This is a genomic window from Arthrobacter sp. S41 (assembly GCF_004320535.1).
GTDB lineage: Bacteria > Actinomycetota > Actinomycetes > Actinomycetales > Micrococcaceae > Glutamicibacter.
Genome location: NZ_SIHY01000001.1, coordinates 1,626,335 through 1,648,161 on the forward strand (window position 1 = coordinate 1,626,335; position 21,827 = coordinate 1,648,161).

20 protein-coding genes and 1 pseudogene are annotated in these 21,827 nt (G+C 54.5%); 10 read left to right on the top strand and 11 right to left on the bottom strand.

The window, feature by feature from the left end; translation table 11 throughout:
- The first annotated feature begins 4 nt into the window (after positions 1–4).
- A complete protein-coding gene (locus EYR88_RS07480) occupies positions 5–1,450 on the top strand; it encodes a DHA2 family efflux MFS transporter permease subunit (RefSeq protein ID WP_131089025.1) in 1,446 nt (481 codons plus the stop codon).
- An 86-nt stretch (positions 1,451–1,536) separates the two neighbouring features.
- Here EYR88_RS07480 and EYR88_RS07485 read toward each other — a convergent pair whose 3' ends face one another.
- Both EYR88_RS07485 and EYR88_RS07490 read right to left on the bottom strand, forming a co-directional pair.
- Positions 1,537–1,716 carry a CsbD family protein gene (locus EYR88_RS07485; protein WP_131089026.1) on the bottom strand — a complete coding sequence of 60 codons (180 nt, stop codon included), beginning with the start codon at positions 1,714–1,716 and terminating at the stop codon, positions 1,537–1,539.
- Between the two features lie 103 nt (positions 1,717–1,819).
- On the bottom strand, positions 1,820–2,251 hold the full coding sequence (locus EYR88_RS07490; RefSeq protein WP_131089027.1) for a DoxX family membrane protein: 432 nt from the start codon (positions 2,249–2,251) through the stop codon (positions 1,820–1,822).
- A gap of 160 nt (positions 2,252–2,411) precedes the next feature.
- Between EYR88_RS07490 and EYR88_RS07495 the strand changes: the two genes are divergently transcribed.
- Entirely contained in the window at positions 2,412–3,098 is a 687-nt protein-coding gene (locus tag EYR88_RS07495; protein WP_131089028.1) for a TetR family transcriptional regulator, read from the top strand.
- 102 nt (positions 3,099–3,200) lie between these two features.
- A complete protein-coding gene (locus tag EYR88_RS07500) occupies positions 3,201–4,433 on the top strand; it encodes an acyl-CoA dehydrogenase family protein (RefSeq protein WP_131089029.1) in 1,233 nt (410 codons plus the stop codon).
- Positions 4,434–4,507: 74 nt separating this feature from the next.
- On the opposite strand, the gene hrpB is transcribed toward EYR88_RS07500, so the two are convergent.
- Together hrpB and EYR88_RS07510 are read right to left on the bottom strand one after the other, a co-directional pair.
- Entirely contained in the window at positions 4,508–7,075 is a 2,568-nt protein-coding gene (hrpB, locus tag EYR88_RS07505; RefSeq protein WP_131089030.1) for an ATP-dependent helicase HrpB, read from the bottom strand.
- Positions 7,072–7,863 (bottom strand): alpha/beta hydrolase, encoded by a 792-nt coding sequence (locus EYR88_RS07510; protein WP_242632484.1) that lies wholly within the window; start codon positions 7,861–7,863, stop codon positions 7,072–7,074. Before EYR88_RS07510 ends, hrpB begins: the two co-directional genes overlap by 4 nt.
- A gap of 155 nt (positions 7,864–8,018) precedes the next feature.
- Here EYR88_RS07510 and EYR88_RS16005 point away from each other — a divergent pair, with 155 nt between their 5' ends.
- The 3 genes from EYR88_RS16005 (at position 8,019) to EYR88_RS07520 (ending at position 11,190) form a co-directional block, all read left to right on the top strand.
- On the top strand, positions 8,019–8,156 hold the full coding sequence (locus EYR88_RS16005) for a hypothetical protein (RefSeq protein WP_165477297.1): 138 nt from the start codon (positions 8,019–8,021) through the stop codon (positions 8,154–8,156).
- A 319-nt stretch (positions 8,157–8,475) separates the two neighbouring features.
- Positions 8,476–9,537 (top strand): L-glyceraldehyde 3-phosphate reductase, encoded by a 1,062-nt coding sequence (mgrA, locus tag EYR88_RS07515; RefSeq protein ID WP_242632485.1) that lies wholly within the window; start codon positions 8,476–8,478, stop codon positions 9,535–9,537.
- A gap of 270 nt (positions 9,538–9,807) precedes the next feature.
- The gene (locus EYR88_RS07520) at positions 9,808–11,190 is read left to right on the top strand and encodes an NAD-dependent succinate-semialdehyde dehydrogenase (RefSeq protein ID WP_131089031.1); all 1,383 of its coding nucleotides are present in this window, start codon (positions 9,808–9,810) and stop codon (positions 11,188–11,190) included.
- 531 nt (positions 11,191–11,721) lie between these two features.
- Here the strand turns inward: EYR88_RS07520 and EYR88_RS07530 are convergent.
- From EYR88_RS07530 to EYR88_RS07555, 6 genes and pseudogenes are all read right to left on the bottom strand, one after another.
- Positions 11,722–12,112 (bottom strand): annotated as a pseudogene (locus tag EYR88_RS07530) (integrase core domain-containing protein); the annotation flags it as partial.
- Positions 12,113–12,297: 185 nt separating this feature from the next.
- The gene (locus EYR88_RS07535) at positions 12,298–13,263 is read right to left on the bottom strand and encodes an ISAs1 family transposase (protein ID WP_242632549.1); all 966 of its coding nucleotides are present in this window, start codon (positions 13,261–13,263) and stop codon (positions 12,298–12,300) included.
- On the bottom strand, positions 13,151–13,465 hold the full coding sequence (locus EYR88_RS07540) for a transposase family protein (protein WP_165477299.1): 315 nt from the start codon (positions 13,463–13,465) through the stop codon (positions 13,151–13,153). The genes EYR88_RS07535 and EYR88_RS07540 overlap by 113 nt, the downstream gene beginning before the upstream one ends.
- Positions 13,466–13,728: 263 nt before the next feature.
- On the bottom strand, positions 13,729–14,424 hold the full coding sequence (locus EYR88_RS07545; protein ID WP_131089035.1) for an SH3 domain-containing protein: 696 nt from the start codon (positions 14,422–14,424) through the stop codon (positions 13,729–13,731).
- 122 nt (positions 14,425–14,546) lie between these two features.
- Positions 14,547–15,047, bottom strand: coding sequence for a ferritin (locus EYR88_RS07550; RefSeq protein ID WP_131089036.1), 501 nt, complete (start codon positions 15,045–15,047; stop codon positions 14,547–14,549).
- Between the two features lie 145 nt (positions 15,048–15,192).
- The gene (locus tag EYR88_RS07555; protein WP_131089037.1) at positions 15,193–17,613 is read right to left on the bottom strand and encodes a Tex family protein; all 2,421 of its coding nucleotides are present in this window, start codon (positions 17,611–17,613) and stop codon (positions 15,193–15,195) included.
- 93 nt (positions 17,614–17,706) lie between these two features.
- Between EYR88_RS07555 and EYR88_RS07560 the strand changes: the two genes are divergently transcribed.
- Complete coding sequence (locus EYR88_RS07560; RefSeq protein WP_131089038.1) at positions 17,707–18,063, top strand: hypothetical protein; 357 nt, start codon at positions 17,707–17,709, stop codon at positions 18,061–18,063.
- A gap of 37 nt (positions 18,064–18,100) precedes the next feature.
- Complete coding sequence (locus EYR88_RS07565) at positions 18,101–18,502, top strand: RNA-binding S4 domain-containing protein (RefSeq protein WP_131089039.1); 402 nt, start codon at positions 18,101–18,103, stop codon at positions 18,500–18,502.
- 21 nt (positions 18,503–18,523) lie between these two features.
- On the opposite strand, the gene EYR88_RS07570 is transcribed toward EYR88_RS07565, so the two are convergent.
- Positions 18,524–20,467 (bottom strand): prolyl oligopeptidase family serine peptidase, encoded by a 1,944-nt coding sequence (locus tag EYR88_RS07570; RefSeq protein WP_242632486.1) that lies wholly within the window; start codon positions 20,465–20,467, stop codon positions 18,524–18,526.
- Between the two features lie 79 nt (positions 20,468–20,546).
- On the opposite strand from EYR88_RS07570, the gene EYR88_RS07575 reads away from it, so the two are divergent.
- On the top strand, positions 20,547–21,086 hold the full coding sequence (locus tag EYR88_RS07575) for a DUF1697 domain-containing protein (protein WP_131089041.1): 540 nt from the start codon (positions 20,547–20,549) through the stop codon (positions 21,084–21,086).
- A 62-nt stretch (positions 21,087–21,148) separates the two neighbouring features.
- Entirely contained in the window at positions 21,149–21,808 is a 660-nt protein-coding gene (locus EYR88_RS07580; RefSeq protein WP_131089042.1) for a TRIC cation channel family protein, read from the top strand.
- The last annotated feature ends 19 nt before the right edge of the window (positions 21,809–21,827 follow it).

Genomic DNA, 21,827 nt, shown 5'->3' on the forward strand with positions numbered 1-21,827 from the left:
ACCAGTGCCTGAAACTGCGAACCCTAATACTGACTTTGATAAGAAAGCCGCGTGGCGTGCCCTCTGGGCATTAGTCATCGGCTTCTTCATGATCCTGTTGGACACCACGATTGTCTCCACAGCGATGCCTTCCATCATGACTTCTTTGGATGCTGACATATCCAGCATCTTGTGGGTCAACAGCGCCTACCTGCTCACCTTTGCAGTGCCGCTACTGGTCACTGGACGCCTTGGCGACCGCTTTGGACCACGCAATATCTACCTCATCGGTATGGTCATCTTCTCCTTGGCTTCACTGTGGTGTGGCCTGTCTGATTCGCTGGGCTCATTGGTTGCAGCCCGCGCGGTTCAGGGCTTGGGTGCCGCGATGATCTCGCCCCAGGCGATGACCATGATTACCCGTCTGTTCCCTTACCAGCACCGCGGTGCTGCCATGGGACTGTGGGGCGCCGTAGCAGGTATTGCCTCGCTGATCGGCCCTATCGCCGGCGGCCTATTAGTTGACTCCGTGGGCTGGGAATGGATCTTCTTCATCAACCTGCCTATTGCTGTAGTCAGCTTGGTCATGGTCTTCAAGTTTGTTCCGCGTTTGGCCCCGCAGGCCCACTCCTTTGACTGGCTGGGTGTTGCGCTCTCGGCAGTGGCGATGTTCTGCCTAGTCTTTGGTATTCAGGAAGGCCAGTCCTCGAACTGGGAGCCATTCATTGGCCCAATTTCCTCATGGCACCTAATCATTGCCGGCATCCTACTGATGGCCGTTTTTGTGTGGTGGCAGAACAAGACCAAATCTGAGCCACTGGTTCCGCTGCGTCTATTCAAGGTCCGCAACTTTTCGCTGGCCAACGTTGCCATCGCAGCCATGGGCGTCACTATCGCCACCATGAGCTTGCCAATGGTCTTCTTCTTGCAGAACGTTCGTGGACTGACTCCTACCGAGTCTGCGCTGATGATTTCACCTATGGCCGTGGTTGGTATTTTCATCGCCCCACGCTTGGGCAAGATGGTCAACAAGCTCAGCCCACGCAAACTCGCAGTTCCGGGCTTCATACTCTTTGGTGGCGCCACGGTGGTTTATGCGTTCATGATGCACGCCGCGATTCCGCTGTGGACGTTGCTGATTCCTTCGGCCGTTCAGGGTGTCGGCTCTGCAATGATTTGGCCGTCGCTCTCCTTGGCTGCCACCCGCGACCTCACTCCACGCGATGCTGGAGCTGGCTCCGGTATCTACAACACCACCCGTCAGATCGGTTCGGTGCTGGGTTCAGCATTGATCGCGGTGATGATGGATTCTCGTGTCCAGGCACAGATCGAAAAGGCCGGATCTAAAGATCCAGCAACGCTGATGGAAGCAACATCGGTTGGTCTGGGTCAGGCACTGTTGCTACCCGGATTTGTCGCTGTCGCCGCCGTGATCGTGGCAGCATTCCTCAGCCCTGGCAAGAAAGCCTAGCTTCAAGGCCTGCTGCCCGTAGGCACGAAAAACGCCCTTGCGATTAACGATCAATCGTCATTCGCAAGGGCGTTTCTCTGTGCTAATTAGACCTTGTCCGAAGGGCCGTCGGTGTTGTCACCCTTGAACTCATCGACCTTTTCGCCAATTTTCTCTTGAGCATCAGCAGCAAAGTCTTTGATGTTCTCGGTGGCTTCACCGGCGAACTCTTTTGCGCTCTCGACTGCTTCGCCCAGCTTCTTCTTTGCATCATCTAAGAAACCCATTGGTTCTCCTCTTAGCTTGTGTTCCAAATCTAACCACTAACAACGCCAGCCTTCAGGCTCAACTTACCGCTGGTGAACTTTGAGAGTCAGCAACGGCGCAATGCTATTTGTCTTTCTTGACCTTCTTGGCGCCCTTACGAGCAAAGATCAATGCAGCTGCGATACCTGCAAGCCAGAAGTCCTTGGCCAACGCGGTGCCGTCTGCAGTTGGACGTACGCCATCAGATTCGGTCATACCTGGGGTACGTAGGTAGGAGGAGAGTAGAACTGCAGAGAATGCACCCAGTCCTAGACCCGCCAAACGTGATGGCACCAGTGGCAGCAACAGTGCGCTACCCAGTGAGATTTCCGAGATGGAAACAACCTTGCCAAAGACACTTGGTTCTAGTTCGGCTAGCTGAGGCACACCGTTGGAGGCCATCTGCTGCAGACCGGCTGCGCTAGCTTCATCAATGCGCAGCTTGTTGATGCCGCTGTTGAGAATGAATGCGCCACTGACCAATCGTAGTGCGGCGTTTGCGATCGAGATTCCCATGGGCCCTCACTTCTCTTTCCGTTGTGAACAAAAAGCGTTCCATAAAAGAACGCGTTACTGTTCAGCGTAGTCATGGCGGGTGTGGTTCACAATCATTTCGACGGCGCGCTTGTCTGTTCTCAGGATTCTGTAAACAAGTTTCGTGCTAAATTCGTAAATCATGATCGCTTCTTCCGCTGTACCTCCGGCCGCACTTGATTTGCTAATTTCACAAGGCTTTGACGCCACAAGTGTTGATGAGCTGGCAACCGCCGCAGGGATCTCACGTTCTACTTTCTTCCGCCGTTTTGGCTCCAAAGAGAACATGGTATTTGCCGACCAAGAAATGATCATCACCCACGTTCAGACAACTCTGGCTGCCTCATCCGTGGACGCAATTTCGACCCTTGTTGATGCGGCCCATGTAGTTTTTGATCAGTACACGGTTAATCCAGAAGGAGCTCAGCTGCGCCATAAGCTGCTGTCCTCTGTTTCCTCGTTGCGTGAACGAGAGCTGGTTTCTACCCATCGCTACGAACGCGCTTTTTACGACTTCCTCTCCCGACGCGGGTTGACCAACACCGCCTCGGAAAAGGCTCTGTGCTTGGGCGTCAGCGCAGGGCTGGTAGCAATTCACAATGATCACCTGCGCGGCTGGATCAAGGACCCCACCAGTACCGACCGAGGCAAACTGGCACATGATGTCCGGTTGTTCCTAGGGCGCTTTGCCGACTTATTGGGTTCTGAAGGTAGCGAATCGGTCACAGCTTCGCCGGCCCCCACCGTTGTTGTATCAGTGTTGGATCCAGGCGCCGACGAGCAGTCCATCTTGCAAGCGGTCTCGGCAGCGCTCAAAGAACGAGGCTAACAAAGCTCCCGCGTTTTGAAACCTAGTTTCTTGACATGACACCGAGTTCCACTAGGCTTGAGGTGATACCTTTTCCCTCTAGCCAATTTTGGAGCGCCTGAGATGACAGAGCAGTCAACCGGTATGGAATTTCCCACCGGAGTTGTTGAGCCTGATTACGATTTGTGGGCAGATGACGTCAACATTGACCCCACCGGAGTCTTCGCTGATGTGGATGCCGCTGACAACGCTTGGCGCGCTAAGGCACGTAAATTCATCTTGGATGAAGTCAAGGCAGACATTCATGAATACTGGGACAAGGCAGAGTACCCGCTGCACCTGATCAAGAAGCTAGGCGAACTGGATCTGCTTCGTGACGGCTTGAACTTAGACTCCCACGAAAAAATGAGTCCGCTGGCGGCCGGTTTGGTCAACATGGAAATGGCCCGCGGCGATGGGTCGGTGGCCACCATTGTTGGTGTCCAGGGTGGACTTGCGGTGCGCTCAGTGCTGTACTGCGGTAGCCCAGAACAAATTCAGAAGTATGGTTTGCCAATGCTCGCCGGCGAGCTACCCGGCGCATTTGCGCTGACCGAACCGACCCACGGTTCTGACTCGGTGTCGCTAGAAACCCGAGCAACCAAGGTTGAGGGCGGCTACCGGATCAGCGGTGAAAAGAAATGGATCGGCAACGGCTCGATTGGTGGCGTCTCCATCGTGTGGGCACGCGATGATGAAGGTAAGGTCCGCGGTTTTGTTGTCCGTCAGGATGCCGAAGGCTACAGCGCGACGACCATTGCTAATAAGCTCTCCCTGCGTGCCATCTGGCAGGCACACATTCGCATGGAAAACGTCTTTGTTCCCGACGAAGATGTCTTGCCGGAAGCAACAAGCTTCAAGGATACCTCACGAGTACTGTTCGCTACTCGTCTGGGCGTTGCCTGGTCCGCGGTGGGACATGCCACTGCCTGCTATGAGTCGGCAGTGAACTACGCCAAGCAGCGCGTGCAGTTTGGCCGCCCGCTTGCCGCAAGCCAGATTGTGCAGGAGCGTTTGGCTCGCATGCAGTCCGAGCTGGCGTCCATTCAGGTGTTGGTCATGCAGGCAACTAAGCGAGAAACCACTGGCGAGCTCACCGGCCCGCAGGCCTCTTTGGCCAAGTACACCGCTACCCGTACCGCTCGTGCCATCGCTTCTAACGCTCGCGACTTGCTCGGCGGCAACGGTATTCTGACCAGCAACCGCGTAGCGCGACACTTTGCCGATATTGAAGCAATCCATACCTATGAAGGCACTGAAACCGTTCAGGCCTTGATTATGGGACGCGATATCACTGGCATTTCAGCTTTCGCCTAAGACTAAAGCACACACGTAGTCAGTACGTTGGAGACCAGTTCACATTGAACTGGTCTCCAACGTTTTGTCCATCGCTACTGACGATTTAATCTATTTTTTGTCTTGGCCGTAGCCACATGCTCCCACGGATTCTCCGGCCATGGATGCTTCGGATAACGCCCACGCATCTCGGAACGAACCTGCGCGTAAGGACCGTTAAAGAAGCTCACGAGGTCTTCCGTCACTGCCAGCGGAAAACCGCCCGGCGAGAGTAGATGGAACTGTACCGGGAGCTTGTCCCTAACTAAACGCGGGGATTTATCCAGTCCAAAGCACTCTTGCAATTTCACCGCGACCACCGCCGGGCCACTGTCCCCTACCGGTGGATAGGTAACAACAATCTTTGATCCTGATGGAACTTCTAGACGTTGCGGTACTAAGGAATCAAAGTCGTGAGCGTGCTCCCAGGGCAGCAAGTTGCGCAGTGCAGAGTACAGATCAACCTTGGCCACGTTCTTTCCGTTGGCTACCTGACGCAGAACAGGTTGCAACCAGTTCTGTGCATCATTACTTAGCGATTGATTATCCACGGCAACAAAGGGTTCGCCGAGCAAACGGTAGGCCACAGCCATTCGCCGACGCAGAGCATCAAAGTTTTCATGTTCACCGAAGAAGGCCATCCCTTGGTCTTGAATTGCTGACTCAACAGCTTTCATACCGAGCTCTTCAGTGGCTTTGATCGGATGGGAAGCTAACTCGATGGCGCCAAAGTTTTCTATCTTTCGTGCGCTAATCTTCCCATCGATAAATTCGGCAGTTTCAACGCTCTTGTGTAGCTGCGGAAGAAGCTCCATGGCTGTCTGCAGCTCAATACCGACGGCACGTCGGATCATTGCTTTAGACCCAGCACGGGCAACCTCGACTACAGCCACGTACTCTTCATGGGCCAACGGGCTATTTCTCGGCAACGTGGCACGAGTGCCTGATGCCAATAGATATTCATCGTGGCTGACCTTACGCGCCACCCATTGTGGGTAGGCCAAAGCGCTGACACCGGCCAGCGCATCGCGCTCTGTGCCAGCCAGTTGCTGCTTAGCTAAGGAAGCGCCGGTGTGCTGTTCTAGCAGTCGTTCAAGTCGCTCGGCTTCTTGCTTCCAGGCACGGTTCCCAGGATGCGAACTGCGCCGTACTGCCGATTCCAACTCGTGTAGATCCGCGCTGGCGATTCGCTCAGAGCTCGCCAAGAGAGCCACAGCTTCAGAAGCTGCTCGGGACCCGTAGATTTGTGCACCGTCGAGCAGTGCGCGAGCAGTTCGTGGGTCCGTGGGAATCTTGGCCATCTGCTCACCTTGGGCGGTGATGTACCCAGAATCATCCACGGCACCAAGGCTCTTGAGCACCTGCTCGTCACTAGCCATGGTGGATGCTGGTGGCGCTTCCCAAAGGTCTAGTCCCTCACCTCGCGGTGTTCCCCAGACGGCCATTGCCAGCCCCGCTGATACCAGATCACCAGTTCGAATTTCCGGGGTGGAGAATTCTGCGGCCGCAGCAAATGACTTTGGATCCAAGGTTCGCACAACACGTCCAGGGCCAAGTCGTCCAGCCCGGCCAGCACGCTGCGTTGCGGCGGCACGGCTGGCCACCACGGTCACGAGCCCTGACATTCCTCTGGCGTTATCCCGGCGCGGTTCGCGGGCATAACCCGCATCAATCACAAGATGAACTCTAGGGACGGTCAACGAGGATTCAGCAATGGACGTGGCGACGATAATTCGTGGTGCACTGCCCGACTCTGGAACATTGAGTATCGAGTCCTGTTGCGCCGAGGATATTTGCGAGTGCAGGGCCAGGGCGGTGACGCCACTGGCCGAAATTTGAGCGCAGACACGTTCTACTTCGCGCACGCCGGGAAGGAAAACCAAGGTGTCAACCGGTTCATCACTGTCTGCATTCATGGCGGCGGAGTGCTGAAGGCTCACGCTGGCCACATGTCGAAGGTATTCGTCCTTGAGCCCAAACTCATTGGTTCGAGCCGATGAAAAGCTATCAAAGCTTTCGGCGACCTCATACTGTGCGGTGCGCGCGCTGAGCACCGGAGCCGCAGCCTCACGGGTTAGAAACTGTGCAAGTTCTTGGGCATGCAAGGTGGCGCTCATCAGAATCAGTGAGAGGTCATCACGCAATTGACTGACTTGATTCACCATCGCCAAAAGAAGGTCGGTATCAATCGAGCGTTCGTGGACTTCATCGATAATGACCGCGCTGACGCCGGCCAGATCTGGATCCGCCAGCAACCTGCGCAGCATCAAGCCGGCGGTCACAAATTCAACGCGGGTGTTGGCCGAACTTTTTCGTTCTCCACGTACGGCAAAGCCCACCCGCTCACCCAGAGCGGTTCCGTCCAACTGCGCTAAGCGTCGAGCCGCTGCACGAGCTGCCACACGGCGAGGCTGGGTGACGATTATCTTTCCGTTCAACCCTGCCTGATCTAGTGCATTGGCTACCGTTGGCGGAACAATGGTGGTTTTACCAGAGCCCGGCGGTGCTTGAATGACTAGTGGTCCAGAAGGATTGTTTGCTAGGGCATCAAACAGCTCATTGCGGCTCGGGCCAAAGGCCAGACCCGTTGAGATCCGTTCAAGATCAAAGCCACCATCGCTCATACGCTTCGTCCGGACCAGAAGGATCGAATGGCAGAGATGATCGGGTCAATCGGGAACAAGGTTCCGCCATGGGTGCGCCCGGGCAGGGCCACCATGCGCGCATTGGGCAACGTGCGGGCCATGATTTTGTTTTGGTCAAAGCGGGGTTGATCCCGAGTGCCAATCAGCAACAGCGTGGGAATCCTAATTTTGGCCAGTTCGCTCAGCTCAACATTTTGTACTGTTTCGGCTGCTTCATAATATGCAGCGAGGGCCAGCGGATCATTGGATCTAAACGCCAGCCTTGTGGCAGGATCCAGCTTGCCGTTGGTTTCTTGGCCAGTAACAAATCCTTCGATATCTCCGCGACGCAGGGTTTCAAGGTATCCGGGGAAGAAGAGTTTGCCGATCTCCCCTTCGGTAATTTCGAAAGTGCCACCAAGCATGATCAATGAAATAACTTGTTCAGGGTGGGTCATGGCCAGGTGCATTCCGGTACGCGCACCAAATGAATAGCCAACAACATGTACTCGATCAACGTTGAGATGTTGAAGTACTGCTTGGATGTCGCTGATGACCTTGTCCATCGTGTAATCAGCAACGTCATGAGACTTGGAAGATTTCCCATGTCCACGCAGGTCCATGCGGATAGTTCGATGATCTTCGCCCAGAGCTTTGGTGTACCCCAGTCCCCGCCAGATAGAGCGAGACAAAGCAGAGCCATGTAAGAAGAGAATTGGCTCTCCGCCTGCACCATCATCATCAAAGAAGATATCTGAACCGTCGACAGGATTATTGATCATTGGCATGTCTTTGATTAAATCCCTTCGAAGCGAGGATGGCGAAATCCGAGTTCCGTACAAGCTATCGACAATGCCGTGCATTAGGTGAAGACTGACAGTACGTGAACAGGCCAAGGCCACCGATCACGGCAGACCATCCAAGTAGAAAAAGGGGGAATACTATGAGCGAGAAACTAACCGACGAGCAACAGCTCGCAGCTGACGAAGAAAAGAAACGTCATGACGAGCACGATGAAGCGCTTGTCGAAGAATGGGAAGACGAATCCTTCCCGGCTTCTGACCCACCTTCAAATTACTAATCACTATGCATCTTGCAGTGAGCACACACTTAGCACTCAGCTTGTTTCAAGACTCGGCTCCTAGTGTGGTGATTACCTTCTTAAGGTGCGAGTGACTTAGAAGAACCGATCCACACAGGCGTTACCTCCTTGGCCTGCTGGATCGGTTCTTCTATTTAAGCTGCGCCTACCTGGGCTCGTCTGCCCACCAGCATGCGCGTTACGCATTTAGCAGATTTACCGGCAGGTATCGTGCGACTCAGGTCGCTTGCCATATTCTGAAATGGAAGACCCTCCGTCATCCACCCCGTCAGCATCGACGCTGGCAGAAAGGTGTCTCGTGGAATACGAGCGAATCCCGGCCGTCAACGAATTGCACCGCCCTTACACCGCTGCAGCCGACAGGTATGAGCATTTCGGTTACCGCCGTGTGGGTGAGTCCGGTTTACGCCTTCCACCATTGTCGTTAGGGCTGTGGTGGAATTTCGGTGATAACCGTCCTTTTGATTCCCAGCGCGAAATTCTCCGTCATGCCTTTGACCACGGAATCAACCACTTTGATCTAGCCAATAACTATGGGCCTCCAGCTGGCTCGGCAGAAGAGAACTTCGGGCGCATGATGCGCAAGGACTTCAAGGCCTACCGCAACGAACTACTGATCTCATCCAAGGCTGGCTACAACATGTGGCCAGGTCCTTACGGTACTTTCGGTTCGCGTAAGTATCTGCTCGCGTCGTGCGAGGCCTCCTTGGAGAAGATGGGTTTGGACTACGTTGACATCTTCTACTCGCACCGTTTTGATCCAGACACTCCCATAGAGGAAACCATCGGCGCTCTGGATACCTTGGTCCGCCAGGGCAAGGCCACCTATGTCGGCATTTCCTCATACTCTGCAGAACGTACCGCTGAAGCCAAGGCAATTGCCGATGACTTGGGCACGCCACTCGTCATCCACCAGCCTTCATACAACATTCTCAATCCTTGGGTTGAGCATGGCCTGCTGCAGACTTTGCAGAAGGAGAATATGGGTGCGATTGCGTTCACTCCGTTGGCACAAGGTCTGCTGACCGATAAGTATCTGTCCACCACCGATGTTGAGCGTCAAGGTGGCCGGCGTTCTTTGGAAAGCCAGCTCACCGAAGAAAACCTCACCAAGGTGCGTCGCTTGAACGAGATTGCACAGCAGCGCGAGCAGTCACTAGCACAGATGTCTCTGGCTTGGTTGTTGCGCGATGGCGCTGCAACGTCGGTGCTCATTGGCGCTTCTTCAACTAAGCAGCTCGATGAGAACTTGGGTGCTCTGAAGAATCTGGAGTTCACGCAAGCTGAACTTTCCAGCATCGCAGAGATCGCTCAGGGTGATGCGGGCATCGACTGGTGGCGTGCCTCAGCTATCAGCTAGTACCCCTCTCGCCGCTGACCAAGAGGATCAGTCTGCGGCCGCGGTTTCCTAGGTTCCCTGGGCAGACCACGGCCCTTTCTTGGTGGTCAATAAGCACGTTATTTCCCACCGTTCAAAATTTGCTTCTTCATAGTGGCTCAAACACGAATCTGAGGATAAGCTCAGAGTAGACGCGGAATGAAGTGAATTACATTCATTTATCGAGTGAAGTCCGATAGCGTCAAGTTACAGGCTTACGCTGACCAATCTGCATTAACGAGAGGAGCATTGATGAGCGCCACAACTTATAAGGTTTTGAACCCTGCTACCGGCGAGGTTGTCGAAGAATTCGCTTCAGCAACCGACGAGCAAGTTGAGCAGGCACTAGCTGCCGCCCAGTCTGCCTACGAGGCATGGCAGGACGTAGACATCAACGAACGCGCAAAGATTGTTTCCAAAGTCGGAGCACTCTTCACCGAACGTGCGGATGAACTTGGCAAGATCATGACCACGGAAATGGGTAAGCCCGTTTCTGAAGCAGTAGGCGAAGCGCAGTACTGCCAGGAAATCTTTGAATACTTCGCAAGCGAGGGCCCTACCTTAGCTGCGGATCAGGAAATCAAGTCCTTCTCCGGTGGCAAGGCTGTCGTGCAGAAGCGCCCAGTTGGTCCATTGCTTGGCATCATGCCTTGGAACTTCCCGCTGTACCAGGTTGCTCGCTTCGCAGCACCTAACTTGATGCTGGGCAATACCATCATCTTGAAGCACGCTGAGTCTTGCCCACGTTCGGCCTTGGCTATTCAGGAAATCATGGATGAAGCTGGCGTCCCAGCAGGCGCTTACAACAACGTCTTCGCTACCCATGACCAGATTTCCACCATCATCGCTGATACCCGCATCCAGGGTGTTTCCTTGACTGGTTCCGAACGCGCTGGCGCCATCATTGGTGAGCAGGCTGGCCGCAACCTGAAGAAGGCTGTACTGGAGTTAGGTGGCTCGGATCCATTCGTCGTTCTCGACTCGGATGATGTTCCGGCAATCGTTGATACCGCGTGGGGCTACCGCATCGATAACACCGGTCAGGCATGTAACTCGAACAAGCGAATGATTGTCATGGAAGACATCTATGACGAGTTCGTATCAGAGCTGACCAAGCGTGCCGATGGCTTGAAGCCGGGTGACCCAATGGAAGAAGCAGAAGGAACCTTCGCACCACTTTCTTCCCGCAAGGCAGCAGAGTCCCTGCACGAGCAGGTTCAGGATGCAGTATCCAAGGGTGCAACCCTGCACGCCGGTGGCGTATTGCACGATGGCCCTTCGGCTTACTACTCCCCTGCTGTGCTGACCGGCATCACCAAGGACATGCGCGCCTACTACGAAGAGCTGTTCGGCCCTGTAGCAGTGGTCTACAAGGTGACCAGCGATGAAGAAGCTGCAGACTTGGCTAACGACACCATCTACGGTCTTGGCGGTTCGGTGCACTCCACCGACGTGGAGCGTGCCTCGAAGGTAGCCCAGAAGCTGCAGACCGGCATGACCAACGTCAACACTCCAAGTGCCGAGGGTGCAGAAATGCCTTTCGGTGGTGTGAAGCGCTCGGGCTTCGGCCGTGAGCTTGGACCACTGGGTATGGATGAATTCGTGAACAAGCGACTGTTCTACGTCGGCGAATAACCACACTGGTAAAGGCAGGTATCCGAGTATTGCTCAGATACCTGCCTTTACTCTTGTCGATAGCTGCAACGAGACTCTACTCGCCACGACTTGCACCAGCACTAATCCATCTCAAAGTCCTAAACTGTCACTTTTGGACGAGACCTATTCCATGATTTCGGCTGCTGGTCTTTGAATACGGCGACTCACCACCATGGCCGGCGGGTATGCACTCGAATTCCGCCCCGGAGGTACTGACTCGACCCTGACAGGCTTAGTCAGTATCAGTTCGACTACCCGGACTAATTGTACGGATTTGCATACCCCCGGAAGACTGCCTTGCGCAGTGAACTGGGTCCCGAAAGTTGGACTAGCTAAATAATAGTCCCTGCTCAGGCTACAAGGTTATGGCGCCGATTCGTGTTGCACCAATCGATGTACGCTTCAATTTCCACTTTGGGCTCTCCAAGATCCCTAAAGTGCTCTCCATGGAACATCTCCGACTTGAGACTGGTTGGGTCCCTTTGAGCGGTCCAGCATCTATGCGATAGCTCACTGATTCTCTCTAACCCATTCATCCCATAACCGGGACGGCGTCATTCCATCCAAGGAACCATGGGGGACGTTCCTGATTGTAAATGTCCTTCCATTCATCGGCCGCATACTTTGCCTCCACCACGGTATCCGTGATTTCCCCAGAGAGCTGTTCACGCCGGAACTGCGCATTAAACGACTCAATAAAACCGTTCTGCCAGGGCGAACCTGGATCGATAAACGCAGTGCGCACCCCAACATTGTTGCACCAATCCACCAGCACGCCGGCAGTGAATTCAGGCCCGTTATCGCACCGCACGAACGTCGGTTGGATTCCGTTTTCGGCAATGATGCCCTCCAAAACATCCACCACGTCCGTAGCCTTGAAAGACCGGCGGTCAATGATTGAGCTGTCAGGGTCAAGGGCTTAACCACTTTTGATGATGAACCGGGCACGGGAACCACGCCGCTGCGAAGTTCGGTGTGCCAACCGCTGCTGCGAGTGCAGCCAAGCAGATCGAATGAGCTCTGAATATCGTTCAATCCCGTTAGACGTACGAATAACAATGCCAGGCGCCCAGGGCGTCTGCAAAGTCAGTGACTGGTGTCCAAACCGATCAGCGACAACACTCGGTCAGGATGATTGCGTAGCTTCCGCGTAGCCTTCGCCAAATTACTGTGCCCGAGATTCTTAAGTAACGAAATCGCGATATTCCTCAACGTTGCCATCGCGTGCGGAGCATTCCCGGTCCTGACTTGAGATTTATCCTCCAGCCAAGTCACGTCCCGCCTCCAATGCAGGCCGTTCTCAATACCCCAATGCTTTTGAACCCGTTCGCCCAACTCTCGGGGACTTGCAAGATGTGTCGGCAACGACGTCAATGCATGCACCGTCTCAAGATGCCACTTCGTTGAGTTTAACGACCGTGATTTACGGGTGATCTGCATTGCTTGGGTCGCATGCGGGAAACTAGTCCCGGTGGTCACAGTGACGCTTTTGACTGTGCGAATGGTCCGACGCCCATTCTTCGTCTGAATAGTACGATTACCTTCCGGCATAGCGTCCCATGGGAATTGCTCAAGCTCAGCCAAAAGCTTGGCTTGGTTGCCTTTGACAGTAAAAATATAGTGCGCTTCACGCCCATGCAGATACCTAGCATGTCCCTTTTGCGTATGTAGGGCATCGGCTGTCACGACGGTACCTTTAAGGTCCGTCACGTGATCTAACAAGGTTGTGAACTGGGTAATCTCGTTGGTTTTGACTCCCACAGAAACTTGGCTGAGCACCGCGTGGGAGTCTTGGTCAATGGCTGATAACAGATGCACGCGTGGGTGGTTTCCGTTCTTCGCTCCGCGGACCTCTTTGCCATCGATAGCGATCGCTCTGATTCTTGTGTTGTGGCGTGTTCGGTGACGTAAGTTTCGGGCCCAATCAGCAAGGAGCAGCTCAAAAGTTCGGGTATCCAGGAGCTGAAGTACCCTGGCGATCGTTGTAGCGTGGGGTGCTCCGATGCCGTATCTGGCCAGCTGTTGTGGGGGCTGTGTCTTGAGCCCATTCAGCGATCTCAACCAGGCTTTTCGCTCCTGCGATGACCGCGCAGATGACGATGACTAAGATATGGGCTAGCGGATGGCGGATGCCGCGTTTGGCGCGGGGATCTGGGAGTGCCGCTAAGCTGCGAAGGAATGTTTTGGGTTGAATGATGTCGGGGTGGAGTCCTTCAAATTGGTCAATGAAGGCATGCAAATGAGACGATGGCACGTAGGAACTCCTGTGCTGACATGTGGGCTTGAACATTCACATGTTTAACAGGGGTTCCTGCCTATTTAAAGCCAGATCAAATTTGTCTCAGATTTTAAGACGATTTGACCGGTTCAGGACTCTGCAGACGCCCTGGAGCAGGACTACTTTTGATGCACCGAAAACAACGCCTAACTAGTAGCTCCCGGCATGCAGCTCCATGGGCCCCAAGCCTCAAACACGGCAAGTGGATCTTGTATTCAGCTATTCTGCCGATGACTGGCCTAGTAAACGGTCCGCAATTGGCTAGCGGGAACCCACATCTCTTCGCCGTCGCGGTCGATCTGACGCCAGGCGCCCTGTCGCGCAACAATAATTACCGCGGTATCTGCCGGGAGAATGCGTACCAGCGAATGGTGGTCGCCCGGACCGCGTCGTGCGTTGAGTCGAATCGTGGTCAGCGCTCGCTGATTTGGTACGGCGATCAGACCGCCACGCGCTGGACGTGCCGGGATCTCCTGCAGGTACATACTCGGTACCCAACCGAGAAGTTTTCCTGCCTGAACCTGGGACCAGAGGCCCTGCTGGAGCATCGAACGAACCTTGTTGCCCTGATCTATGACCTTTAGTACGGGATATCCCGTGCCGCTGCCCTTGCGCAGGTTCAGTGTCGCCGTGGTTACGTGGGTCGCTTCAATCAGCGAGTAACGGGAGAGCACCGGTTCGGCGTAGTCATCCTCGTCTTCGTTCTCGGCCACAACTGGCTGATCAAAGACTGTCGGGATTGGCTCCAAATAGATATTGGGCAGCCAGCCGTAAATTCCGTTAACAAACACATGGGCCCAAGATCCTTGAACTTCAATCAAGGCGAGCTCGGTGAGCTCGGCAAGGTTGCTCTGCACAACATAGTGCCGTCCGGCACCCTTGCGCAGTTTCAGCGAGGCAGTAGTCCGATGGGTTAACGTTACTGACGACGTCAAAGCCGACTTATGCGGTAAGCCCAATGGGTTCACAACCACCTCAAATAAAAACTTAGGGAAGCAACCGAAGGTTGCTTCCCTAAGTTTATTCCATTTTCAGAAGATGCGTACTTCCTACACGATTAGTCATCGGATGGACGAGAGCCGAGCTCAGCATCCAGACGCAAAAGACCACTACCGTCGTTGCCAATTAGCTTCACGCGATCCAGAATTTCAGAAACGGTTGCCTCTTCTTCAATCTGCTCATCGATGAACCAGTGCAGCAGTGGAAGGGAGTCAATGTCTCCCTCGGTCTGAGCCAGACGGTAAAGCTCACGAATTGCTTCGGAGACCTTCTGCTCATGAGCCAACGATGCTGCAAAAGCATCAGCAACGCTCTTGATGTTCAGCTCTGGTGCTGGCTGCTCGCCAATCTTCGGGTGAGCCGAGCGGTCAGTCATGTGAGTGATGAACTTTTCTGCGTGCACAACTTCCTCGCCAGCCTGGGCGCGGAACCAACCAGCGATACCTGGAAGGCTCTTAACGTCCATTTCAACTGCCAGCTGACGGTAAACCGTGGCTGCGGTTAGTTCGAGAGTTACCTGAGTGCTGAAGGCTTCTGCCAGTTTTCCTGTAAGTTCCATGTCTTTAGACTAGGACGATTTCCCCTACTTGTCACTGAAGTTTGCACTCACTTAGTCCAACCCGAATTAGGGAATCATCCCACGTTGCGAGCAAGTAATCGTAGCCGATGCTAACCAAGGTTAGGTAAACCGAACAGCACCTAAACTACCGGCTAAGTCCAGCTCTGCGCAGCGCCTCTGCCATAGCAGTGTTGCCCGAAGCAGCCGGCTGCCGTTCTTGCGCCCCAGCCTTACGGTTCTGCTGTCCACCACGCTGATTTTCACCGCGCGCAGAAGGAGGAGGAGCACTGGTCGTTTTGCGCTGGCGCGAAGCACCGTTGTTGTTTGGTTCTCCAGCTACAGGTAGCTCATCATCCAGACGCAGGGTGAGAGATATACGTTTACGGACACTGTCGACTTCCAAAACCTTGACCTTAACGATCTGTCCGGAGCTAACTACCTCACGCGGATCAGAGATGAACTTAGAGCTCATTGCGGACACGTGAATCAAACCGTCCTGGTGGACGCCTAAATCAACAAACGCTCCGAAGGCAGCAACGTTGGAAACCGTTCCTTCAAGAATCATGCCCGGCTTAACATCTTTGAGGCTCTCAACGCCTTCCTTGAGGGAAGCGGTCACAAATTCGCCACGCGGGTCACGAGCCGGACGACGCAATTCAGAAATAACGTCGCGGATCGTTGGCTCACCGAATTGTTCAGTGACAAAGTCCTGAACGCTAAGCTCTTCTAGTCGACGCCCTTGAGCTTCGGCCGCCTGCTGTAGTTTCTTGGCCAAGTCATATGCTTCGGGGTGGACCGACGAAGCATCTAGCTGTTCCTTGCCTCCGGTGATGCGAAGGAATCCCGCGCACTGCTCAAAGGCCTTGGCACCTAGGCGAGGAACCTTGAGCAGAGCCTTGCGTGAGGCGAATGGACCATTAGCGTTTCGGTGATCAACAATGTTCCGGCTGAGCCGTGGGCCCACACCAGCCACACGAGAGAGTAATGCTGGGGATGCAGTATTAACGTCTACGCCGACCGCGTTCACACAGTCTTCAACGACGGCATCCAGGGCACGATCTAGCTTGGAAGCAGTAACGTCATGCTGGTACTGACCAACGCCGATGGACTTTGGATCGATCTTGACCAGCTCAGCCAATGGGTCCTGCAGGCGGCGAGCAATGGACACGGCTCCACGTAGGGACACATCCATATCGGGTAGTTCTTGGCTTGCCAGTTCTGAGGCGGAGTAGACCGACGCACCGGCCTCGGAGACGATCACCTTACTGATCTTCGAATCGCCCAAGGCCTTGATGACCTCAGCCGCCAAACGGTCTGTTTCGCGCCCAGCGGTTCCGTTGCCCACGGCGATGAGGCTCGTTCCATGCTTCTTGGCTAGCTGAACCAAAGTTGCTAGGGACTCGTCCCACTTCTTCACCGGAGCATGAGGATAGATCGTGGCAGTTTCAATACACTGACCGGTCAGATCCACTACCGCGACCTTCACGCCGGTACGGAGTCCAGGATCCAAGCCAAGCACTGCCTTATTTCCCGCCGGAGCAGCAAGCAAAACGTCGCGGAGATTGGAGGCGAAAATCTTCACTGATTCATCTTCTGCTGCGTCAAAGAGTCGCGAGCGAAGATCAGACTCAAAGCGGGTTAACAGGCGCGCTTTCCAGGCCACGCGGACGGTCTGGGAGATCCAGGACGCAGCTGGCGCACCGGTAGGAACATTGAGACCCAGCGACGCGGTGATCGCATTTTCGTATCCTTGGCGTGCCTGGGCTACCGCCTCTTCATCGTGTGGATCAGCTTCAGCCAGCTGCAGGTTCAAAACGCCTTCACGTTCGCCACGCAGGAGCGCCAAAACCCGGTGTGAAGGCAGCCGGTCCAGATTAGCAACGTAGTCCAGATAATCGGAGTACTTGCCCTGGCCTTCGGTGCTGGCAGTGGGTGAAACGCTGGCAGAAATCTTGCCAGTCTTCCACAAGCGTTCGCGTAGTTCACCGGCCAGTGCCACGTCTTGAGATACCCGCTCGGTGACGATGGAACGTGCACCGGAAAGTACGTCGGCTTCGGCGGCAAATCCGGCCTCGGCATTGAGATACTTTGTTGCCGCTTGCTGCGGGTCAGTTGAAGGAGTGGAAAGCAATAGGTCTGCCAGCGGCTCCAACCCTGCCTCACGAGCGATCTGAGCTTTGGTGCGGCGCTTGGATTTGAAGGGAAGGTAAATGTCTTCCAACTCAGCCTTGGTGGCCGCTGCTGCAATGGCGGCCGAAAGCTCATCGGTGAGCTTGTCTGCTTCGGCGATCGCTTCGCGCACCACAACTCGTCGGTCTTCAAGTTCGCGCAGGTACCGCAGGCGCTCTTCAAGTAAACGTAACTGGCTATCGCTGAGTGTTCCGGTGACTTCTTTTCGGTAACGAGCGATAAATGGAACGGTTGATCCCGAATCAAGTAGCTCTACCGCTGCCTTGACCTGCCACGTGGCAACCGTGGATTCAGTGGACAGTTCCTTGGCCAGCTGAGCGATGATTCGCTGTTGCACACCGTGGTCACTTACTGTGTTCTTCTGCTCGCTACTCACCGATCCATTGTGTCTTAACGGCTCTAAAGTTCAGATGATCGACTCGGTTAGCATTCAGCTGAAATTCATTATCGGTCGCTAGAATTTAGTTCCATGGGGAAAGTGAAATTTCGTAAGGTGGCATCGGTATTTGCGATAACATCAGTAGCACTGCTTAGTGCCGGATGTTCTGTAGTTGAAGACACCGCATCTCGTGCGTCAGACCAACTCACCGACGCTGCCAGCAAAGAACTCGTACGTCAGGCGTGCGCTCCGATTCAAGACGGCACCATCAATTCCAGTGAGCTTCGTGTGCTCTCCTCCATTGTGGGGTCTGTAGAGGGCGGCGGCCTTCCGGAGGATATGGTCAACGTTCTCAACGAGTTGGCTGATTCCGGGGATAAGGCCCCGGCAGCTCTCCAGGATCGGTTAAAAACCTCCTGTGACAACGCCACCGCCCAGAGCAACTAACAAATCAGTTCCCACGCCAGTGATCTAGAATTTTGTCATGGTTGAAATTCCCACCAGTGGCAAAGTACGACTCGACGCTTGGTTGTGGTCTGTTCGGGTTTACAAGACTCGCTCCGCGGCAACTACTGCCTGCCGTGCTGGGCATGTGCGTTTAAACGGAGATCCGGTTAAGGCATCACAAAATGTGGTCTCCGGAGATCGGGTTCGTGTGCGCAAAGACGGTTTTGACCGAGACCTTGAAGTCACCGGCTTGCTCTCCAAACGAGTTTCAGCTCCGGTAGCCACCAAGTGCTATATCGATCATTCTCCACCGCGTGAACGGATGGTGGTCCCGCAAGTTCCTTTGCGCGAGCGTGGTGCCGGGCGTCCCACCAAGAAGGACCGCCGCGAGATGGATCGCTTGCGTGCTTCCTGGCAGGAACCCGGCTCCGAGCAGTAGCTCTCTTATGACTCTTTAGATCTAGGACAGCTCGATGACTGGCACGTCTGTCTCAAAGTTGAAGATTTGTGAGTAGAACGCCAACGACGATTCCAAAGCCCGCACAATATTCTCCGACTTCCTGAATCCATGCTGTTCACCTTCAAAGAGAATGTAGGCGTGCTTGATACCGCGGGCAGCGAGCGCATCAGCAACAACCTGCGATTGGGCAGGTGGCACCACCTTGTCCTCGTCACCTTGCAGCAGCAGTACCGGGCAAGAAATCTTTGATACGTGATTGATCGGGGCACGCTTCTCATACAGGTCGGCGGCTTCTGGGTAAGGGCCCACCAAAGAGAACATGTACTGGGATTCAAAATCGTGAGTATGCTGCACCAGACCTACAAGGTCTGAGACACCGTACCGGCTGATCCCTGCGGTAAATACGTCAGCGAAGGTCAGTGCACAAAGAACGGTCCAACCGCCGGCGCTACCGCCTTCAATGCCGATCCGCGCCGGGTCAGCTATTGATTGACCTATCAGTGCGTTGATCACCGCAACGGTGTCGGCAACATCAACAACTCCCCACGAGCCGCGCAATCTGTTGCGGTATTCGCGACCGTAACCGGTTGAGCCACCGTAGTTCACATCAATAACACCGATGCCGCGCGAGGTGTAATAGGCCACCGCTGCACTCAGTGTTGCCGTCGCCTGACTGGTTGGTCCGCCGTGAACGAAGGTGACAAATGGTGGCAGCTCGTCCTCTACGCCGGCATAGCCTGCTTGGGTTGGGCGGTAGAGCAGCGCGTGTACCGATTGGCCTGCCAGGTTTTTGCATTCAAATTCTTCAACCTCTGGCAGCATGGCTGGGTCAGGCAAGCTCTGAATAGAACGAGTGATCTCGCGGTGTTCCAAAGTTTCGATATTGATCAAGATGATCTGCTCACCGTGAGTCATCGATGAGGTGCCGGCCAACAGCCAGTCGTCTTTGAGTGCCAAAGGACGGATCCCGGTGAAGGGAAGGGAAATGTCGTCCAGTCCCCCGGTCACCGAATGCACTCGTGCCAAGGATTTGGTTCCAGTTCCGTATGAGCAGAGCAAGCTATGTGGGTTTTCCACCAGGTACCAGCTGGTACCTAACTGCCATAGTGGTCCTGCAAATTCTGCAGGACGGTCAACTAGTCGAGTGGTGCGTGAAGACCCATCCTGATAAACGTAGGGATTCCACCAGCCGCTGGCATCAGAGATGAACGCAATGCGGTCATCATCAAGCCATTCAGGTTGCATCACTGAGACATCTTCGCCACCGGCAATGATATTGCTATTAAGCACTCCTGCTTCAGTCATCTCGGCAAGGTGCAAGTTGGTGGAGTCCCACGGCATATTTGGGTGTTCCCAACTGATCCACGTCAGCTTCTCACCATTAGGGCTTAAGCGCGGAGCCGCTACAAAGCGGGCCGGAGCGCTCAGAATTCGTATGTTGGAAAGGTCTTGGGCAGCACTGCCGTCCAAGGGAATGGCCACGATGTGTCGTACAGGTTCTGCCCGCAGGTCTTCCATGATGGCCAAGACGCTACCTTCGGGACCACGCTTAAACTCTGCAAAACGTAGCGCCGGGTCAGCATCAACCATGCTTTCTGGGGTAAGTGGAGTCGGTTCGCCTTCGCCAATAGTTAAGGAATAAACACGCTGGTCGCTGAAGTTAGCAAAGATTAATTGTGCGGCGCCCTGTTCGATGAGCGTCCAGCTCGCTCCACCGTATTCGTGGACTCGTGAGCGAACGTTGAACGGGGCATCAACCAGCTGTTTGCCAGCTTGGCCGTTGCTGTCGTAATCGACCAGGGTGATGCGGCCACCTTCAGCGGGGCGTCCTTCTTGGACAATAATCCGCTCGCCGTAGAAGCAGGCGCCGCCCAATGGCTTGGTCCCTGCAGCAACGTCTTGTGCTGTGATTGATGAGGGCCAGGATCCGAAAGGCAAGTGCATAGGCATATTCTTGATCCTAGCGATCTTTGGGATACAGAACGACCCCTAAGAAGATTCATGTTCAAGAGCTTGGAAAACAATGAGTAAATTTGCCGTATTTCTTCGCGGAGTGAACGTTGGTGGCGTAAAGGTCCTTATGAAGGACTTGTCGCAGTTACTGCTATCCGCCGGCTTCACCGAGGTCAAGACCTTGCTGGCCAGCGGTAACGTGGTGCTTTCATCAGAAGAGTCTGACCCGCAGATCATTCAAGCTACTTGCAATGAACTTCTGGCAACGCACTACCAACGCGAGATCCCCACGTTGGTTTATACCGCCGAAGAAATCAAAGAATTATCCGGACCTTTTGGGATGCCTCTGCCTGATCCAGTGGCAGAGCATCACTGTTATCTCACGCTGTGCCAGAGCGAAGATGATGCCCTAGCTATGGGCGAGGCCATCAAGACGTTAGATGACTCCAGAGAATTATTGATCATCGGCCGGGCCATCTGCTGGATCGTTTCTAAGGGAACCAGCACCACTGACCCAGTAGCGAAGCTGATCCAGGCCCAAGCCAAGCGAAGAATCATCACGACAAGAAACCACAACACACTGGTGAAAATCGCCAAGATTGTTGGCTAAGGCTCAGACAGGCAATAATTGGGCATTGACCACACTTCGCCGACTCCGCTAAGGGCTCTGGAATGTATATTCTGATCGAACTCGTCGGCATCTTCTTCTTCGCCGTTGCAGGATCTTTAATGGCTGCCCGGCGCGGATTTGATCTCTTAGGTTCTGCCTTCCTCGGTGGAGTCTGCGGTTTGGGCGGCGGAGTGGTCAGAGATTTGATCCTTAACGAGTCCCCTGCGACCTTCCAGCATCCGATCTACTTTGTGCCACCAGCCTTGGCCGCGTTGTGCGTTTATGCCTTCACACCGGCGGTAAAGAAATTGCACCGACTCATTCAGCTTTTTGACGCTGCAGGGCTGGGCCTATTCTGTGTCACCGGCACCCTCAAAGCGTTGGAACATCACTTCAATCCGGTAACTGCCGTGCTGCTAGGCATTATTACCAGTGTGGGCGGCGGATTGCTGCGTGATGTCATTTCTAATGTGACCCCGGATCTGTTCAACCCCCGCGATATTTATGCGATGGCTGCCATGGTGGGTTCAGCTCTCACAGCTGTAGCCTGGCACGCTGGATTGATGAACGCTGCGGTCGGAGCAGGTATCGCTGCGCTGGCCTTTATCATCCGTGTTGCGTCGTTGCGTTTCGGTTGGTCGGTGCCTTTGGCCGCCGGACACTGGCACCGTCCGAACCCCAGCGCACCGGGGTCAGACGGTCCGCAGCGTCACTACTTCTAGGTTCGCACTGATTCTAGGT

Excerpts from the sequence above, each read along its gene's own strand:
- EYR88_RS07565 (WP_131089039.1), top strand. The coding sequence starts at position 18,101 with ATGGTTGAAATTCCCACCAGTGGCAAAGTACGACTCGACGCTTGGTTG.
- EYR88_RS07560 (WP_131089038.1), top strand. The coding sequence starts at position 17,707 with ATGGGGAAAGTGAAATTTCGTAAGGTGGCATCGGTATTTGCGATAACA.
- EYR88_RS07580 (WP_131089042.1), top strand. The coding sequence starts at position 21,149 with ATGTATATTCTGATCGAACTCGTCGGCATCTTCTTCTTCGCCGTTGCA.
- EYR88_RS07575 (WP_131089041.1), top strand. The coding sequence starts at position 20,547 with ATGAGTAAATTTGCCGTATTTCTTCGCGGAGTGAACGTTGGTGGCGTA.
- EYR88_RS07500 (WP_131089029.1), top strand. The coding sequence starts at position 3,201 with ATGACAGAGCAGTCAACCGGTATGGAATTTCCCACCGGAGTTGTTGAG.
- EYR88_RS07520 (WP_131089031.1), top strand. The coding sequence starts at position 9,808 with ATGAGCGCCACAACTTATAAGGTTTTGAACCCTGCTACCGGCGAGGTT.
- EYR88_RS07490 (WP_131089027.1), bottom strand. The coding sequence starts at position 2,251 with ATGGGAATCTCGATCGCAAACGCCGCACTACGATTGGTCAGTGGCGCA.
- EYR88_RS16005 (WP_165477297.1), top strand. The coding sequence starts at position 8,019 with ATGAGCGAGAAACTAACCGACGAGCAACAGCTCGCAGCTGACGAAGAA.
- EYR88_RS07510 (WP_242632484.1), bottom strand. The coding sequence starts at position 7,863 with ATGCCAATGATCAATAATCCTGTCGACGGTTCAGATATCTTCTTTGAT.
- EYR88_RS07570 (WP_242632486.1), bottom strand. The coding sequence starts at position 20,467 with ATGCACTTGCCTTTCGGATCCTGGCCCTCATCAATCACAGCACAAGAC.
- EYR88_RS07485 (WP_131089026.1), bottom strand. The coding sequence starts at position 1,716 with ATGGGTTTCTTAGATGATGCAAAGAAGAAGCTGGGCGAAGCAGTCGAG.
- EYR88_RS07550 (WP_131089036.1), bottom strand. The coding sequence starts at position 15,047 with ATGGAACTTACAGGAAAACTGGCAGAAGCCTTCAGCACTCAGGTAACT.
- EYR88_RS07495 (WP_131089028.1), top strand. The coding sequence starts at position 2,412 with ATGATCGCTTCTTCCGCTGTACCTCCGGCCGCACTTGATTTGCTAATT.
- hrpB (WP_131089030.1), bottom strand. The coding sequence starts at position 7,075 with ATGAGCGATGGTGGCTTTGATCTTGAACGGATCTCAACGGGTCTGGCC.